Here is a 16,447-nt window from a genome sequence, read left to right as displayed (position 1 = left end):
AATTGCCCAAATTCGGAAATTCGCTTTTTTTCCTGTAAGAATAAAAGTATGAGTACACGTGCAGGCACCCGGGCGCTTCCGGAAGATTTAATAGATGTAGATGCTCTTCAAGCGGCTTATTACGATATAGAGCCGGATCCAGATAATCCTAATCAAAAAGTAGTATTCGGCACCTCCGGACATCGCGGAAGCGCTTTTGACGGCGCTTTTAACGAAGCCCATATCGTAGCGACTACGCAGGCAATCGTAGAATATCGCCAAGCGCAGGGCTTTGATGGGCCGCTCTTTATCGGGCGTGATACGCACGCCCTCTCTGCTCCGGCCGAACGTACCGCTTTAGAGGTACTGGCAGCGAACAATATCGAAGTGCGAATCGATGCTCGTAATTCTTGGACACCCACCCCGGCCGTCTCTTTAGCTATTTTGCTGGCAAACGGAGCGGGAACTCCGGCAGGTGTACGCACTACCGGTGCCGGGCTCGCTGATGGCATAGTGATTACTCCTTCGCACAACCCACCGCGCGATGGTGGTTTCAAATACAATCCTCCACACGGTGGGCCAGCAGATACCGACGCCACTAAAGTGATTGCCGCACGCGCCAATGAAATTTTGCAAAGCGGATGGAAGAAAGTAAAGCGAATTCCTTATGCAACAGCACTGGCAGCAGATACTACTCAAAAGTACGATTTCCTTTCCGCCTATGTAGAAAATCTCGCGCAGGTAATAGATTTCGCGGCAATTAAATCTGCCGGAGTGCGCATCGGAGCAGACCCGATGGGTGGAGCTTCCGCCGAATACTGGGGAGCTATCGGAGAGCGCTATCAACTAGATTTAACGGTAGTTAATCCAGAAGTCGATCCCACCTGGTATTTCATGACTCTGGATTGGGATGAAAAAATTCGCATGGATTGCTCCTCCCCGTATGCAATGGCGGGATTACTAGAACGGATGCACCCAAATGCCCAAGGGGAAGTGCCTTACGATATTGCCACTGGAAACGACGCCGATTCCGATCGGCACGGCATAGTCACTCCCGATGCTGGATTGATGAATCCGAATCATTACTTAGCAGTCGCGATTAACTATCTCTACAGCCACCGTCCCCACTGGCAGACTGATGCGGTGGGTAAGACGCTAGTATCTTCTTCTCTTATCGACCGAGTAGTGGCCGGCATGGGGAAGAAACTCGTAGAAGTACCGGTGGGCTTTAAGTGGTTTGTGCCTGGGCTACTGGCCGGTACGGCTGGTTTTGGCGGAGAAGAATCTGCCGGGGCTTCTTTCTTACGTAAAGACGGAACCGTCTGGAGCACCGATAAAGACGGGCTCATTATGGATCTGCTCGCTTCAGAAATTCTGGCAGTCACAGGTAAGAGCCCTTCACTGCTCCATAAAGAGTTGGTGGCTAAGTACGGAGCTTCTGCCTATGCTCGTATCGATGCTCCTGCTACAAAAGAGCAGAAAGCAAAACTCGCGCAGCTCTCCCCCGCAGATGTAAAAGCTACCACACTAGCTGGTGAAACAATTACGGATCGCTTGGTGGCAGCCCCCGGCAATGGGGCACCCATCGGAGGATTGAAAGTGTGTACCGAGAATGCTTGGTTCGCTGCCCGCCCGTCTGGCACCGAAGATGTGTATAAGATTTATGCCGAATCTTTCCGTGGAGAAGAACATTTAGCACAAGTACAGGCAGAGGCGAAAGAAGTAGTAGACGCTGCTTTGCGCTAAAATAGAGAAAATAAAAAAATTGCGCAAGGAGAAACGCTTTGGACGTCTGGAAACCAGATATCACTCTTAACCGAAATATCCGTAAAGCTCTGCATAAACAAATCTCAGAGCCTATTCAAAGAAAAATTCTCAATGGAGATTTGCTGCCAGGGACGCTTCTCGAAAATGAAGTGTCGCTCGCAGAGCGCCTCCAGGTATCCCGCCCAACGGCGCGGCAAGCCTTAAAGACCTTAGTGGATAAAGGTTTACTGTTGCGCCAACGCGGCGTAGGCACGGTAGTAGCCCCTCGTTCCCGCTACCGCACTGCCCCGTTAAGCTCTCTCTACGCCGATATTCGCCGGCGCGGCGGAGTATCTCATACGCAGATACTGCGATATGAGCTGCAAAGTGCAGATAAACGCGCGGCGGAACTGCTTGAATGCCCGGAAGGAAGCTCTATCCTCGCTTTAGAAAGACTCCGCTTCAAAGACGGTACTCCTATCGCGATTCTTTTTAATCTCCTGCCGGCACGCTTTGCTCCCGAAGTAAGCGAACTCGAAGAGCACGGACTCTATGAACTGCTCTACGCCGCCGGAGCAAAAATTAGCTCTACTAAGCAGACGGTTGGTGCCGAACATCCCCGGCATCGCCCAGCCAGATTGCTGAAAATTACCACGCGCGATCCGATACTCACTATTGATCGCACTGCCTACGACAGCAAAGGGAACGTAGTAGAGTGGGGGCAGCATATCTACCGCGGCGATCTCTATCGCTACGAATCGACTGTATTCACCGACGAAGAAGATAACTAAAAAACCTATTTTCCGCCAGATATTTTGCGGGGCGGCTCTGGATTGTCAATAATTTGCGGAGCGGAATCCTTGCGCCCTTTAATCGCTTCCACGGTAGCATCTTTCAAATATAAGGCAGAGGCAACGGCGGCATCTTTCGTCTTCGCAGCCGCAAATAAAGCAGCTTGCTTGGCAGCCTCTTTCGCCGCAATTTTTGCTCGCGCGCGCCCTTCTACCAAAGCCTCCGATTCCCAAACTTCTTCCGCTTTAGCTTTTATTTCTTCGTAGCGCTCCCGACCTGCTTTCGCGCCTAATACATAACTGGTGCCGGCCACTACTGCTACACTCACTAAGCCCATTTATTTACACCTCTTTTCCTCTCTTTTATTCTAGCGTAGAAAAATAGAAAAATATTTTCAGCTCCGGCGGGCAAAGCACTCCTTACTTTTCCGAATCTTTCCACCGCAGTTGCACCAACAATCCGCGGTGGTCAGAACCACCTACTTGGACAAGACGCGCCGATTTTCCGCGGTAATATTTTCCACCGTGCACTATCCGATCGATAGGTGAGGCAAATAGTGGATATATATCTGAAGGCCAAGTTCCTAAAGCACCACTCCCCGCTTCTTTTGCCGCGTCCTTACACTTCGCTCCCAGTGCAGCCTGATGGTCGAAAGTAGAATTAAAATCTCCGGCCATAATGAAATTAGTGTTTTCCCGGCAATTTTCATATACCGTCGTTATCTCTTTTTTCCACCGTCCTTGCCGTTCGGGCATCGGAGCAATTGGGTGGGTAGCGATTATATTGGGGCGCGCCCGCTCCCAAGCGGTACTCGCCACTGGGTCGAGCACGGGGCGAGTTTTTATAAAAGATATTTCTCCCTCTACATACGAAGAGGAAGTATCGAGCTCATATTCGCCAAGGCGGTCAGAAATCAACAAAATAGTGGAAGAAAACTCCGGTTGAAAACGCGAGGTGTGCGTATCGAAATACTGATAGGTATATCCCGCTCGATCCAGCATCTCTACGAGTTTTTTCCCGCGTGGTGCAGAGGTCTCGGGGAGCACCACAATATCCACTTGCTCTGCTTTAACTATTTCCGCTATATCGGCCATATCAGTGGCTCCACCTTGGGTATTGTAAGTGAGCACATTTATAGATCCAGGCACCCCTTGCGGCAGCTTATCGAGATTATGTACTCCGCGCTGAAATATCGTAGCTCCATGCCCCAAGGCCGCTAAAAGTAAAAGCAAGGCTAAGCAGGCCGCAATTTTTCCGCGCCCTTTTCTCCGCCGGCGAATCAAGGAAAAAATGGCGCAGAGCAGGCCGCACCCAAAAATTCCTACCGCCAATACCCCGCGCAAAGCAATTATTTGTGCAAAAGGCTCTTGCAACAGATAGGGCGCCAGCGGCGGAAATAAATCAAGCCGCACGCTCAATAAAGCTATTCCTCCGAGCAGTAGCGCAAAAAGCAATAGGAAAAAGCGCAGAATAATTTTCATCTAATTCTAAAGTTCTCTCCGCATAGGACTTTTATTCTCGATACTCCGCCAGTATAACTAGGAGCGGGGAGCGGCGGGTTTAAGGAAAGGCACTGTGCCTTCTGAATCACGCTGCGCAGATTCCCACAATATTACCTGCCCCGCCGCCCGCGAAGCAGGCAAATCTATCAGCCGTTGATTGCGAGAACCGCGGAAAGCTAAATCGTGATGATAAAGAGATTTCACAAAAGGCCCGTCTACCAACACATCACAGAGATCTAATAGCTCTACTTTGGCGCTATCTTCCTCCAAGAGCTGCTCATAGGTGTATCCAGACCACACCCAGACGTTTTTTGTATTTCCAAAGCGAGCTCGAAAATCCCGCAATAGCGGAAGTAAAATCGGGGTAGCTAGCAGCGGCTCCCCGCCCAATAAAGACAGCCCCGCCACATAGGGCTGCGCAATATCTTGCAAAATTTTTTCTTGCAATTCCGCAGTGTAGGGAGAACCATAACGAAAACTCTGCGCAGCCTGGTTATAGCAACCAGGGCAGCGGAAAGGGCAGCCAGATACGTAGAGAGAACAGCGCACGCCTTCGCCGTCTACGAAATTAAAGGGTTTGTAGTCCGCTATATTTCCGCAGAAAAGCGCTTCTCCGCACCATTCTTTCGCCGCTGGCTGCCGAATTCCGTGTTCATCTTTTATAGGCATTTTACCTGGTAGGGCCGTCCATATGCTTTACGCGATTAGATATCTCCACATGCCGACCATGCACCATGGGGCGTTTCTGCGGATTACCTAGATATCCGCACGTACGCTTCACCACATCACAAGTGGCTGGATCGGAATTACCGCAATCGGGGCACGCAAAACCTTCTGCGGTAGTGGCGAATTCGCCGTCAAAACCGCATTCGTAGCAGTGGTCAATAGGAGTATTGGTGCCGAGATAAGCTACTTTATCGTAAGCATAATCCCAGACTGCCTCCAAGGCCTGCAAGTTATGAGTAAGTTTTGGATACTCGCAGTAATGGATGAATCCACCTTTGGTATAAGCCGCATAGGGCGCTTCGAAATCAATCTTTTCAAAAGGCGTAATTTTCTTGCGCACATCGTAATGGAAAGAATTTGTGTAGTAATCTTTATCCGTGACGTGCGGAATCATTCCAAATTTTGCCTGATCCAGACGGCAGAAACGGTCGGTTAACGACTCCGAAGGCGTGGAATAAATCGAGAACCAGTAAGGAGCTTCCTGCTTCCAAGCAGTCGCATAGTCATTGAGCTTCTGCATAATCTCGAGGGTAAACTCTTTCGCTTCCGGATTATTCTCCCAGTTCGGGCCATAGAAACAGGTGGCTGCCTCGTAGAGTCCGATATAGCCGATGGAAATAGTCGAGCGATAGTTACGGAAAAATTGCGAAACATCTGTATCGTTTTCGGCCACTCGTTTTCCAAAAGCTCCATACTTGTAGAGAATAGGAGCATTTTCGGTAGAAGCCTCTTCGCAGCGCTTTATCCGGTAGAAAAGAGCTTCTTTCATTATTTCCATACGCTCCGAGAAGATTCTCCAGAAGCGATCCTTTTCTCCATGCGCTTCAATCGCAATACGCGGCACATTCAAAGTAACTACACCAAGATTGTTGCGCCCAGCGTTTACCGCCTCTCCCGTCTGCGGATCTACCCATTTCGGTAAAAACGAACGGCAACCCATCGGCGCCTTATAATCGCCTTCCAGCTCAGTAATTCGCTTATAGGAAAGCACATCCGGATACATACGCTTCGCCGAGCATTCCAAAGCCAGCTGTTTAATATCGTAATTCGGATCTTGTGGATCGAGATTCACACCGCGCCGCAAGCCAAATACCAACTTCGGGAAAATAGCGGTGTGGCAATCGCGCCCAATTCCTTTAATGCGTACCTGCAAAATTGCTTTTTGAATCTCCCGCTCTAGGCGCTCCGTACCCAACCCGAATCCGAGGGTGACGAAAGGAGTCTGCCCGTTCGAGGTATAAAGCGTATTAATCTCGTATTCGAGAGACTGCATAGCGTCATAGATATCTTTTTTCGTCTTTGCCCAGGCGTATTCTTCTTGCCGCTCCGGCTCCACCCACTCCTTAGCATCGCGCATATGCTTCTCGAAATTGATTTGTGCATAAGGAGCGAGGATTTCATCTGCGCGATCTACCGAGCACCCGCCGTACTGCGAAGAAGCCACATTCGCAATAATCTGCGCAATCTGCGCCGTAGCTGTGTTAATCGAACGCGGCGATTCCACCCGCGCATTACCAATCTGGAAGCCGTTTTCCAGCATTCCTTTAATATCGATTAAGCAGCAGTTAGTCATCGGCTGGAAAGGCTGGTAATCCAAATCGTGATAGTGGATTTCACCTTTGATATGAGCATTGGCGACGGCGCGCGGCAGCATGGAGCGGAGCGCATAGGCCTTTGCCACCGAACCGGCCGTCAAATCTCGCTGCGTATTAAAGACAGTGGAATCTTTATTGGCGTTCTCATTTACTACTGTCTTATCCCGCTTGAGGAGGCGCCCCACTGAATAGGTGACGTCCATATTCTGCTCACGGGCAATATCGCGATCATGGCGGTACTCAATATAGGCACGGGCTACATCTGGATACTTGGAGCTCATCAAGAAGTTTTCCGTAGCCGTCTGAATAGTGGCAATATCTAAATCACCATCGGGAAGGGAACGCAGAATCTGGCGCACCGCCTCCATCGCAAAGGGGTGATCATCTATCCCATTATTATTAAGTGCCAGGTAGACAGCACGATAGATCTTCGCCGGATCGAATTTTACTTTTCGCCCATCCCGCTTGATTACCTGTGCGTCGGTCTTTAGCTCCTCATTAACCAACATATTGTGCCTCCTGTCTTTTTTTACCACTAGATATAGATAGTAAGACGAAAGCGGCGCCAATTTCTATACCAGACACACCTTTCGGAAAAATTGTGTTGCAAATGTTTTTGCATTCCCCGAGGAAAATAAAATGAGAGGGACGAAGGTCCTCATCCGGATTTTTTGCATTCGCTTGAGCTTCGGCAGCTGTGCAAGAATATAGAGGTGCACACTCCGCTTTCTCGTTTCACTCCCGCGCAGCTCAAGCAGCGGGAAGCGAGCGTGCCAGAAATCTCCTATCCGCCGGAACTCCCGATTACCGCTCGGCAGGCAGATATCAAGAAAGCTATCGCCGAGAATCAGGTAGTAATTCTCTCCGGTGCCACCGGCTCTGGAAAGACTACCCAGTTACCGAAAATTTGCCTAGAACTAGGGCGCGGTATCCACGGCTTGATTGGCCATACGCAGCCCCGCCGCATTGCCGCCCGCACCGTAGCCAGCAGAATTAGCGCCGAGCTAAAAACGGAGCTAGGTGGAATAGTCGGCTATCAAGTGCGTTTCACGGAGCAGGTATCGCCGCAGACTTTAATCAAATTGATGACAGACGGAATTCTCCTCGCGGAAATCCCCGACGATCCACAGCTTCTGCGCTACGACACTATAATTATCGACGAAGCCCACGAGCGCTCCTTAAATATCGATTTTTTACTCGGATATTTAGCGCAGCTTCTCCCCCAGCGCCCTGATTTGAAGCTGATAATCACCTCTGCCACTATCGATTCACAGCGCTTCGCCCAGCACTTTGGAAAATTCGTAGCCAGAAACGCTAACTCCGGAGGCCTTGCCCCCCAAAACGCCGCCCCCGGAAACGCCATATCTGGAAACACCACCCCTGAAAATGCCGCCACGCCAGCAGTGCCCGTAATTGAAGTGAGTGGGCGTACCTATCCGATAGAAATCCGCTATCGTCCCCTCGATAGTGAAGCTACAGCAGACACTGCGGAACGCCCTACTACAGACGCAGCTATAGACGCTGTTATAGACACAGCTACAGATTCCGAAGCACGCTTTCAACCCCGCGATCAGGTGACGGGGATTCTGGAAGCAGCCGAAGAGTTGATGGCGGAAGGCCCCGGAGATATTTTGGTGTTTCTTTCCGGAGAGGGAGAAATACGCGATACGGAAAAAGCTTTTCGCGACCACCTCCAAAATCGCTACATCGCACCGGGAGAAAAATCTAAGGTGCCGGGCGCAGTAGAGATTATGCCGCTCTATGCCCGGCTCTCTATGGCAGAGCAACACCGCATTTTCACTGCCCATCCCCACCGACGCATCGTGCTCGCCACCAATATCGCAGAAACTTCTCTTACCGTGCCCGGAATTCGCTACGTAATAGACCCAGGTACTGCCCGAATTTCTCGCTATTCAGCTAAAACAAAAGTACAGCGCCTCCCCATCGAAGCAGTTTCCCGATCGGCAGCCGATCAGCGCGCTGGACGCTGTGGGCGGCTCGCCGGCGGTATCGCGATTCGTCTTTATAGCGAAGCCGATTTTCTAGCTCGCCCTCAATTTACCGAACCAGAGATTCAGCGCACCTCACTCGCCTCCGTCATACTGCAAATGGCAGCACTCCAGCTAGGAGAAGTAGCAGATTTCCCATTTCTTGATCCCCCTAATATGCAGGCGATACAGGCCGGCAAACAACTTCTAGAAGAAATCGGCGCGCTAGAGTTAAATCGCAGCACTCCTCGGTTAACTAAAATGGGGCGAAAACTCGCTCGCCTCCCTATCGATCCACGACTGGGGAGAATGCTGCTTGAAGCGGCAGAAAACGGCTGCGCGGCCGAAGTGCTCGTGCTGGTAGCCGCGATGAGCGTACAAGATGTACGACTTCGCCCAGTCGAATTCGCCACCCAAGCCGATCAGCTACACAGCCGTTTCATCGATCCGCGTTCAGATTTTCTTGCCTATCTAAATTTATGGCGTTACCTGCGCTTTCAACAGCAAGAACTTTCTGGATCGCAGTTTCGGCGGCTCTGCCAAGATGAATATCTGAATTGGTTACGTTTTCGGGAGTGGCAAGACGTGGTGAATCAGCTACGCCAATTAGCTAAACCGCTCGGTATTTACTTGAAACGCCTGCGGATTCCTTCTGCCGCGCAGGCGCAAAAAGAAATTACCGCCCACCCAGAAGCGGGAAAAAATTACGCAGTGGCGGCAGCAGTGCGCAAATTCGGAAATTCCGCCGATGTGCCCGCCGCAGAAGCTATTCACCGCTCTTTACTCACCGGTATGCTCTCCAAAATTGGCAACTGGGATCAACGCCATGGCAACTATGTAGGGCCGCGCGGAAGCCGTTTTGTAATCTGGCCCGGCTCTGGGCTAAATAAACGCAATCCCGAATGGGTGATGGCTAGCGAATTAGTGGAAACTTCGCGGCTTTTTGCTCGCACGGTAGCGCAAATACGCCCCGAGTGGATAGAGAGAGCAGCAGGCCCGCTTCTAAAGACTCAATATTCCGAGCCTTACTGGTCAGCTCGGCGCGGAGCAGCAGAAGTACATGCCAAGATTATGCTGTATGGATTGCCGATTATTGCCGATAGAAGAGTGCCTCTTACCCAAGTAGGCACCGCCGAAGCGCGGGCTTTAGCGCGTGAACTTTTTATTCGCCACGCCTTGGTGGAGCAAGATTGGCGGGCGCCGCACGCTTTTCTAAAGCAGAATAAGCAGGCTCTCGCAGAAGCTCACGAGAGTGAAAACCGCCGGCGGGAATTTGGATTAGTGGCAGATGAATTTGCCCGCTTCGATTTCTTTGCTAAGCGCCTACCAAAAAATATTTTTTCCGGAAGACACTTTGATAAGTGGTGGAAAACTATGCGCACAGAGCAGCCGCATCTGCTCGATTTCACGCAAGAATTTCTCCTCGGAAAAAATTTAAACTCTGAAGAAGATTTCCCTTCTGAATGGCCACAAGGCGATATTCTTCTACCCATCGCCTACGAATTCCGCCCCGGCGGTTACGGAGATGGGCTCACAATTGAAATTCCAGTGGCTTTGCTTCCGCAATTAAAAGAAAATGGCTTTGATTGGCTGGTGCCAGGGATGTGGGAAGAGCTCACCACCAGCACTATCCGTGCACTTCCGAAAAAAATACGCCGGCAATTAGTGCCCGCCCCCGATACGGCGCGAGAAATAATTGAGCTCTTCCCCACCTGGAAAGAAATAGTGGCCGCTCCCCCTAGTTTCCGAAAAACCTTTACCACAGCAGCTCGGCAACTGCGCGCAGTAGAGATTCCGGAAGAAGTCTGGGAAACAGTAGAACTGCCAGAGCATTTACAGATGCACTTCCGAGTGCGCTCTGAGAAAGGTGCCATACTCGCGGAGGGAATTTCGCTGCGAGAACTGCAGGCAGAGCTGGCGCCGCAAGCCCGTACCGCGGTGGAATCCGTGGTGCAGGGAGCAGTGGCAAAAGCTTTAGAAGAAGCGGAAAGCCGCTTACGCCAGCAGGCAGCTAGTGAAAAAGCCGCCCGCGATTCCGCTCGGCACGCTGCTCAAGCAGCTGCAGCGAAAAAAGCAGCAGAAGCAGCGGAGGGAAGAAAAATAACTGCACAAGCTGCACATTTATCCACTTGGCCGCAACTACCGGGAGGAGAAATTCCGGAAATAGTGGAAAACTCTACACCCGCCGGGGTGGTGCGCGGATATCCAGCACTTGTGGCACGAAAAACTACTTTTGTTACGCTACAAGCCGGAGATGTGGAGCTGCGCGTACTTTCAACCGCAGCTCAGCAGCTTCAAGCCCAGCGCACCGGAATAATCAGTCTCTTAGCGGGAGAAGTGGCATTGCCAGAAATCCGTATCACCACGCGGTGGAATGGAAAAGAATCCCTTATTCTAGCGGGCTCCTCTTATCCAGATACTGCCGCGCTCGTGGCTGATTTACAGCTAGCAGCGGTGCGAAATTTAGCAGATAGCTGGGGGAAGACGCATAAAATTCCCTTGGGTAAGTTGCGTAGCGAAAAACAGTATCTAGAGCTTCGCCAGTATGTAAAAAATGGTTTAGAAGATGAGATATACCAGCTTGCACGCCGCAGTGTACAGATTTTTATAAATTGGGCAGAAGTGGAGTCCGCTTTAGAAAAAGCCAGTATTTCCCTGATAAATCCAGTCACCGATATTCACGCCCAAATTTCGCAGTTAATCTATGCCGGTTTTATATCACGAACTCCCGAAAAGTATTTTCCCTATCTTTCCCGCTATTTACAGGCGGCGAAGTGCCGAATAGAAAAAGCCGCTCTCAACATAGAACGCGATGAAGAGTTGGCGCTGCAGATAGCAGAAATAGCTGAATGGATACACGATTTACAGATAACTGCGCGGGAAAATCCGCATGAAACTGCTCTCGCAGAGCGCGCGCGCCGCGGAAGATGGTTACTTGAGGAATTACGCGTATCTTTTTTTGCCCAGCAGTTAGGGACGGCAGAAAAAGTATCCCCGCAGCGGCTGGCTAAGTTATTGCGCGGAAAGAAATAAATTCGCGAGCTACCCGGCGAGGAAATGCCACATTAACACCACAATAACGCAATAGTGCAATAACGCGAGGGCGCGATCCCTCATAACGCGAGGGCACAATCGCTCAGCGCAGTGAAAACTAGTACCTATAACAAGCGGGTAGCTCCGAAATTTTCGGAGCTACCCGCATTGTTTACAAACAGAAAACTTAAGCTTCTGCTACTGTTTTCGGTGCTTTATCTTTCTTCGGCTCGCGGAATACTACGTACTTCCACCAGAGGAATTCGCCGACGAAGTTCACCAACAGATTGCCGAACTTTACCAGCATTGGGTGCAGACCCTTAGCTACCAGTTCGCCGGTCCACCACGTGGAAGCCGGCAAGAATACTACATAGAAAAGAGCCACTTTCAACATAGCAATCGGAATATTATTAGTGGATTTGAAGGTGAACTTACGATTAATCGTAAAGTTCCATACCACCGACAGGAAGAGCGAAATAGCCTGTGCCCAAGTGGCGACTGCTTTCTTAGTCGCAGCTGCTTCAGCTCCCATACCGTCTACCCACCACTGCTGGGGCATATTGAAAGTATTTACGAAAAAGTCCATCTGCGGCAAATAGATAAAGAGCGTATAGGTGAGCACCTCTACCGCAGCTGCCGTGCAGGAAAAGAGCGTAAAGAGGATAGCCTGCTTTAACGCTTTCCGCCGCTCTGATTCTGGTTCTTTAGGAGGTTTTACCTCCCCCGGCACTGCGGAGTTAGGCTCCACAGCCCCAGCTTCATTTACATCAGTCATTATTTTCCTCCGTTTAATAACGCAAATGTTTTCTTATTATTTTTATATAAGGTCTTGAAAGCCACAAAATTGCGATCATACACCGCTTTTACCTCTGGATTAGGCTCATAGCGTTTCGCTGCTTTTATGAAACTAGCTCCTTCACTAACCGTTTCATATACCCCTAATCCACAGGCAGTCACAATGGCTGCCCCTACCGAACCAATATTTTGCGGATCGGCCGGCGTTTCCACCGTGCGCCCCAGAATATCGGCCAAAATCTGGCAAGTGACTTCCCCAAGTGCGCCGCCGCCTACAAAACGCACCACTTGTGCAGTAGGAGTCTTCTTTTCCTGAGTTTCTATGAACCAGCGCAGATGGAAGCAAACTCCTTCGATAACTGCCCGCAGCAGCTCCGTTTTACCGGTCTCAATGCCGATATTGAAAAACATTCCGCGCGCATTTGGATCTTCAAAGGGGCAACGATTGCCGTGCAGCCACGGGGTGAAAATTACTCCTCCGGAGCCAGGTTCTGCCTGCTCTATCACTTTGTTCATATAGGAGTAAAGATTCTTATACTCGGGCTCTTTATCTGCTTCCTCTGGATTGATATCCGTGCGGTCGAGGTAGATGTTAATTTCATCTAAAGCTAAGTGATCGCGTACCCACTGGAAACATTTTCCGGCCGTCTCCAGCTCGGCAAAGTAGTTATAGCGCCCGCGTTCCGCACCGACGATTCCCGCTATCATGGCTGAAATATCTACAAATTGCTTATCAGCTACGGTGATTACCCAACCGGATGTACCCCAGTAAATATGCGTATCTCCAATATTGGTAGCTCCGGCACCGACGCCGATTAAAGAATTATCTCCTCCGCCGGAAATTACTTTTATTCCTGCCGGCAAGCCTAATTCTTTTGCCTGCTGCTCGCGGAGCAAACCCACTACCCCCGTACTTGGGATGATTTCCGGCAGATGCTCCATATTGACGTCGAAAAGCTTGCACACCTCTTTCGACCATTGCGGAGGATTGGAGTGAATATCCAGCAAGAGTGTAGTGAAAGCCGAATCTTCGCTGCGCTTACATTCTCCGGTCATGCGCGCCGCTAGATAATCTTTTACATCTAGCCAGCTGTGCACTTGCGCAAAAATTTCTGGCTCGTTATCGCGCACCCAATGATATTTCCAGACCGGATCTTTTACAGAACCCGATACCGCGCCGGTATGCCGTAAACTAATTGCCAGCTTGCGCGCATTCATGCCGAATACGGTAATTCCGCTGCCGAGGCCTTTTTTCAACTGCTCAGTAGAGCGCTGATCCATATAGCTCATGGAATTACGGAGCGCATTTCCTTCTTTATCTACCAGCACCACCGATTGCATCTGCGAGCAGAAGCTGATTCCCTCTACCTGATCTAATTCCGCCGCATGCTCTTTTCGCAAAGCTTGGGTGGAAGAGCAGAGCGCCTCCCACCACTGCTCCGGATCTTGCTCAGCACCGCCGTCTGGCAGAATATAAAGATCGTACTCCCGCATTTCGGCTGCCACTTCCAGAAGTTTTTTATCCACCACCTGGTATAGGCAAGTCTTTACCCCACTCGTGCCAATATCGTACGAGAGTACGTACATAAGAATCGCTCCTTAACGTCATTGTTACAGAGAATATCTAGCTGCGGAGAAGCAATTCTTTTAAGCTGCCTTCCACTGTTGTTTTCCAGTATCTCACAACTAATTAAAAAATATTGCTTCTATATAAGACCAAGGGTACCGCTAATTTCTGCTCCGTGTTACCATAATAGCGTCCTGATTTAGTTTGGTCCTCAACGAAGAGAGTCATTATGTCTATGAACGAACCGAGTGTAAGCAGCATTATCTCGGAACTTGATCACCTCATCGAGCTTCCTATATATTCCATTAATCCCACGGCACTGCGGGAATATGAAGAAGAATATTTTGAGAAAAAATGCCAGAAATCGAAGCGCATGATTGAATCCGCGAAAGAAGTAATTCCGGGAGGCGTACAGCATAATTTGGCTTTCAACCACCCCTTCCCCTTAGCTTTCGACAAAGCGAGCGGTAATAAACTGCGCGATATAGACGGCAACGAATACTGGGATTTCTTGCAGGCAGGCGGCCCTACCGTGCTCGGTTCTAATCCGGAATCGGTGCGCACGAAAGTAAAAGAGTTGCTAGATACCTGCGGCCCGAGCACTGGACTATTCCATGAATACGAAGCAAAGCTGGCCCGCCTCATTTCGGAGCTCATTCCTACTGTAGATATGTTCCGGATGCTCGGTACGGGTACGGAATCTGCTATGGCTTCTATTCGCGTAGCGCGGTTAGCTACTGGGCATAAACATGTACTAAAAATGGGCGGTGCCTATCACGGCTGGTCAGATTCGCTCGCTTACGGAATACGCGTACCGGGCTCTAAATTCACCCAAGCCCACGGCGTCCCCCTCACCTATTTCCGCTATACCGACGAATTCTTCCCTGGCGATTTAGAGGATCTGGAGCGCAAACTCAAGCATAAGAAGTATCGCGGCGGCACAGCAGCCATACTCATTGAGCCCATTGGCCCGGAATCCGGCACCCGCCCCCTCACCCAAGAATTCCTCGAAGGTGCTCAGGAGCTCGCCCGTAAGTACGGAGCTTTATTGATTTTTGACGAAGTGGTGACGGCTTTCCGAATTTCCGAGCATGGTGCGCAAGGATATTTCGGCATCGAACCCGATCTCACGGTATTCGGCAAGGTAGTAGCTGGTGGCTATCCCGGCGCCGGCGGGCTCGGCGGCAAGCGCGAATATATGCGCTATCTCGCAGCTGGTATCCAGACTGGTGACAAAGTAAAGAAAGCTCTTATCGGCGGCACTCTAGCTGCCACGCCGCTTTCTTCGTTGGCCGGCTACTACACCATTAAAGAAATTGCGGAGACGGGCGCCTGCCAGAAAGCCGGAGAGCGCGGCGATCAGATGACGAAAGGTCTGCGCGCTTTAATAAAGAAATACGATTTACCCTTTGTGGCTTTCAATCAAGAATCAGTCTGCCACCTAGAAACTGTAGGCACTATGCACTTCTCTATCGACTGGAAGAAGCCGTGGAAGATTAAGCGTGTGCTCGATCAGACCTCTAAGCGGAAAGCGGAGATGGAGCATATGGGAGCCGCTTATATGGCGGAAGGGCTGGTAACTCTAGCCGGCTCGCGTCTTTACACTTCTGCCGCCTATACGGAAGCAGATATCGACGATGCGCTGAGCCGCTTTGACCGCGTATTCTCCAAGGTAGAACGCCTAGAGAAATAAGAGAGTAAAAATATGAGTACGGAAATTCAAGAAAACATTATTAATACCGCTCATAAGTTGGTAGAAAATAATTTAGTGGCGCGCACCTGGGGAAATCTTTCCCAGCGCATCGATGAAAATTCTTTCTACTGCACTCCTTCGGGGCGTGACTATGCGGATTTAACTGCCGACGAAATGGTGGTTTGCCATTTAGACGGCAGCTATCAGGGAAATTTGAAACCGACGACCGAGCGTTCTCTGCACGCCCTTATTTACGGGGAGCGCGCAGATGCAAATTTCGTGATTCACACTCATCAGCCCTATGCGTCTGCTCTTTCTATCAGCACCACTGACTATGCAATTCCTGAAGATTTGCAAAAGAAGCTGGGCTCTGCCACCCTGCCGGCTGCCGCTTATGGCTTGCCGGGGCAGAAAAAGCTACACAATGCGGTGATGGATGCTTTACGCTCCACCGGCAGCCGCGCTGTGCTTATGCGTTCACACGGCTTAATCGTATTTGCTCAGACAGCAGAGGAAGCTCTACAGCTCGCTTTAGATGTGGAAGATTTCTGCCGGGAAGAATACGAACGCCGTACCGATATACATAGCGCAGACCTTCCTCCCGCTGCTTATCAACGAGGAGATGGCGGGCGCTTACCCAAAGAAGTAGAGCGCATTTTTGCGAAACGCCCGGATATTAAGTGCGTACTCGAAGATGCCGATCCGGTGGTGCTGCAGTATAAGAATTCCCTCCCTCCGTATTTAGACGATTTTGCCCAAATCGTAGGGATAAAGATGAGCGCTAATCCTTATGCGAATGCTATGTTTGGCGAAAATGCTGTCTACTACTACGGAAAAGATATAGCGGACGCCGAGGCGGTGCGCATGATAACTCATAAGAATGCCCTCACCGCTACTATGGCAAATATATTTGCCGTGCGCCCCTTACCTCTACCCGATCGCTTGATTATGAATGCGGTATACCGACTCACCTATTCCAAGCGGAAAGAGAAATAAACACTTTATTTTCTGGAGAGGCACCCGGCGGGGCG

General features: G+C 50.4%; 11 protein-coding genes. 5 read left to right on the top strand and 6 right to left on the bottom strand.

What is annotated here, in order from left to right; genetic code table 11:
* Nucleotides 1-48 precede the first annotated feature (48 nt).
* Both pgm and BQ7117_RS01730 read left to right on the top strand, forming a co-directional pair.
* Nucleotides 49-1,725 (top strand): phosphoglucomutase (alpha-D-glucose-1,6-bisphosphate-dependent), encoded by a 1,677-nt coding sequence (pgm, locus tag BQ7117_RS01735; protein WP_073995923.1) that lies wholly within the window; start codon nt 49-51, stop codon nt 1,723-1,725.
* Between the two features lie 38 nt (nt 1,726-1,763).
* Nucleotides 1,764-2,516, top strand: a complete 753-nt coding sequence (locus tag BQ7117_RS01730; RefSeq protein ID WP_073995922.1) for a GntR family transcriptional regulator — start codon at nt 1,764-1,766, stop codon at nt 2,514-2,516.
* A 5-nt stretch (nt 2,517-2,521) separates the two neighbouring features.
* On the opposite strand, the gene BQ7117_RS01725 is transcribed toward BQ7117_RS01730, so the two are convergent.
* The 4 genes from BQ7117_RS01725 to nrdD form a co-directional block, all read right to left on the bottom strand.
* On the bottom strand, nt 2,522-2,854 hold the full coding sequence (locus tag BQ7117_RS01725) for a hypothetical protein (RefSeq protein WP_073995921.1): 333 nt from the start codon (nt 2,852-2,854) through the stop codon (nt 2,522-2,524).
* Between the two features lie 82 nt (nt 2,855-2,936).
* A complete protein-coding gene (locus tag BQ7117_RS01720) occupies nt 2,937-3,998 on the bottom strand; it encodes an endonuclease/exonuclease/phosphatase family protein (RefSeq protein WP_073995920.1) in 1,062 nt (353 codons plus the stop codon).
* A gap of 57 nt (nt 3,999-4,055) precedes the next feature.
* The gene (gene nrdG / locus BQ7117_RS01715) at nt 4,056-4,688 is read right to left on the bottom strand and encodes an anaerobic ribonucleoside-triphosphate reductase activating protein (protein WP_073995919.1); all 633 of its coding nucleotides are present in this window, start codon (nt 4,686-4,688) and stop codon (nt 4,056-4,058) included.
* A 1-nt stretch (nt 4,689) separates the two neighbouring features.
* Nucleotides 4,690-6,849 carry an anaerobic ribonucleoside-triphosphate reductase gene (nrdD, locus tag BQ7117_RS01710; protein ID WP_073995918.1) on the bottom strand — a complete coding sequence of 720 codons (2,160 nt, stop codon included), beginning with the start codon at nt 6,847-6,849 and terminating at the stop codon, nt 4,690-4,692.
* Between the two features lie 204 nt (nt 6,850-7,053).
* Here nrdD and hrpA point away from each other — a divergent pair, with 204 nt between their 5' ends.
* Nucleotides 7,054-11,361, top strand: coding sequence for an ATP-dependent RNA helicase HrpA (gene hrpA / locus BQ7117_RS01705; RefSeq protein WP_143273944.1), 4,308 nt, complete (start codon nt 7,054-7,056; stop codon nt 11,359-11,361).
* Nucleotides 11,362-11,548: 187 nt separating this feature from the next.
* Here the strand turns inward: hrpA and BQ7117_RS01700 are convergent, their stop codons facing one another.
* Together BQ7117_RS01700 and BQ7117_RS01695 are read right to left on the bottom strand one after the other, a co-directional pair.
* Nucleotides 11,549-12,136 (bottom strand): GtrA family protein, encoded by a 588-nt coding sequence (locus BQ7117_RS01700; protein WP_084789811.1) that lies wholly within the window; start codon nt 12,134-12,136, stop codon nt 11,549-11,551.
* The gene (locus BQ7117_RS01695; protein WP_073995917.1) at nt 12,136-13,743 is read right to left on the bottom strand and encodes a xylulokinase; all 1,608 of its coding nucleotides are present in this window, start codon (nt 13,741-13,743) and stop codon (nt 12,136-12,138) included. The genes BQ7117_RS01700 and BQ7117_RS01695 overlap by 1 nt, the downstream gene beginning before the upstream one ends.
* A 209-nt stretch (nt 13,744-13,952) precedes the next feature.
* Between BQ7117_RS01695 and BQ7117_RS01690 the strand changes: the two genes are divergently transcribed.
* Nucleotides 13,953-15,416, top strand: a complete 1,464-nt coding sequence (locus tag BQ7117_RS01690; RefSeq protein ID WP_073995916.1) for an aspartate aminotransferase family protein — start codon at nt 13,953-13,955, stop codon at nt 15,414-15,416.
* 12 nt (nt 15,417-15,428) lie between these two features.
* Nucleotides 15,429-16,412, top strand: coding sequence for a class II aldolase/adducin family protein (locus BQ7117_RS01685; RefSeq protein ID WP_073995915.1), 984 nt, complete (start codon nt 15,429-15,431; stop codon nt 16,410-16,412).
* Nucleotides 16,413-16,447: the final 35 nt, after the last annotated feature.

Source organism: Arcanobacterium urinimassiliense, assembly GCF_900119495.1.
GTDB lineage: Bacteria > Actinomycetota > Actinomycetes > Actinomycetales > Actinomycetaceae > Arcanobacterium_A > Arcanobacterium_A urinimassiliense.
This window is presented reverse-complemented; position numbering and strand designations above follow the sequence as displayed.

Bases quoted from the DNA above. Each gene is read 5' to 3' on its own strand.
- BQ7117_RS01690 (WP_073995916.1), top strand. From the start codon at position 13,953: ATGTCTATGAACGAACCGAGTGTAAGCAGCATTATCTCGGAACTTGAT.
- nrdG (WP_073995919.1), bottom strand. From the start codon at position 4,688: ATGCCTATAAAAGATGAACACGGAATTCGGCAGCCAGCGGCGAAAGAA.
- nrdD (WP_073995918.1), bottom strand. From the start codon at position 6,849: ATGTTGGTTAATGAGGAGCTAAAGACCGACGCACAGGTAATCAAGCGG.
- BQ7117_RS01725 (WP_073995921.1), bottom strand. From the start codon at position 2,854: ATGGGCTTAGTGAGTGTAGCAGTAGTGGCCGGCACCAGTTATGTATTA.
- BQ7117_RS01700 (WP_084789811.1), bottom strand. From the start codon at position 12,136: ATGACTGATGTAAATGAAGCTGGGGCTGTGGAGCCTAACTCCGCAGTG.
- BQ7117_RS01695 (WP_073995917.1), bottom strand. From the start codon at position 13,743: ATGTACGTACTCTCGTACGATATTGGCACGAGTGGGGTAAAGACTTGC.
- pgm (WP_073995923.1), top strand. From the start codon at position 49: ATGAGTACACGTGCAGGCACCCGGGCGCTTCCGGAAGATTTAATAGAT.
- BQ7117_RS01720 (WP_073995920.1), bottom strand. From the start codon at position 3,998: ATGAAAATTATTCTGCGCTTTTTCCTATTGCTTTTTGCGCTACTGCTC.
- BQ7117_RS01685 (WP_073995915.1), top strand. From the start codon at position 15,429: ATGAGTACGGAAATTCAAGAAAACATTATTAATACCGCTCATAAGTTG.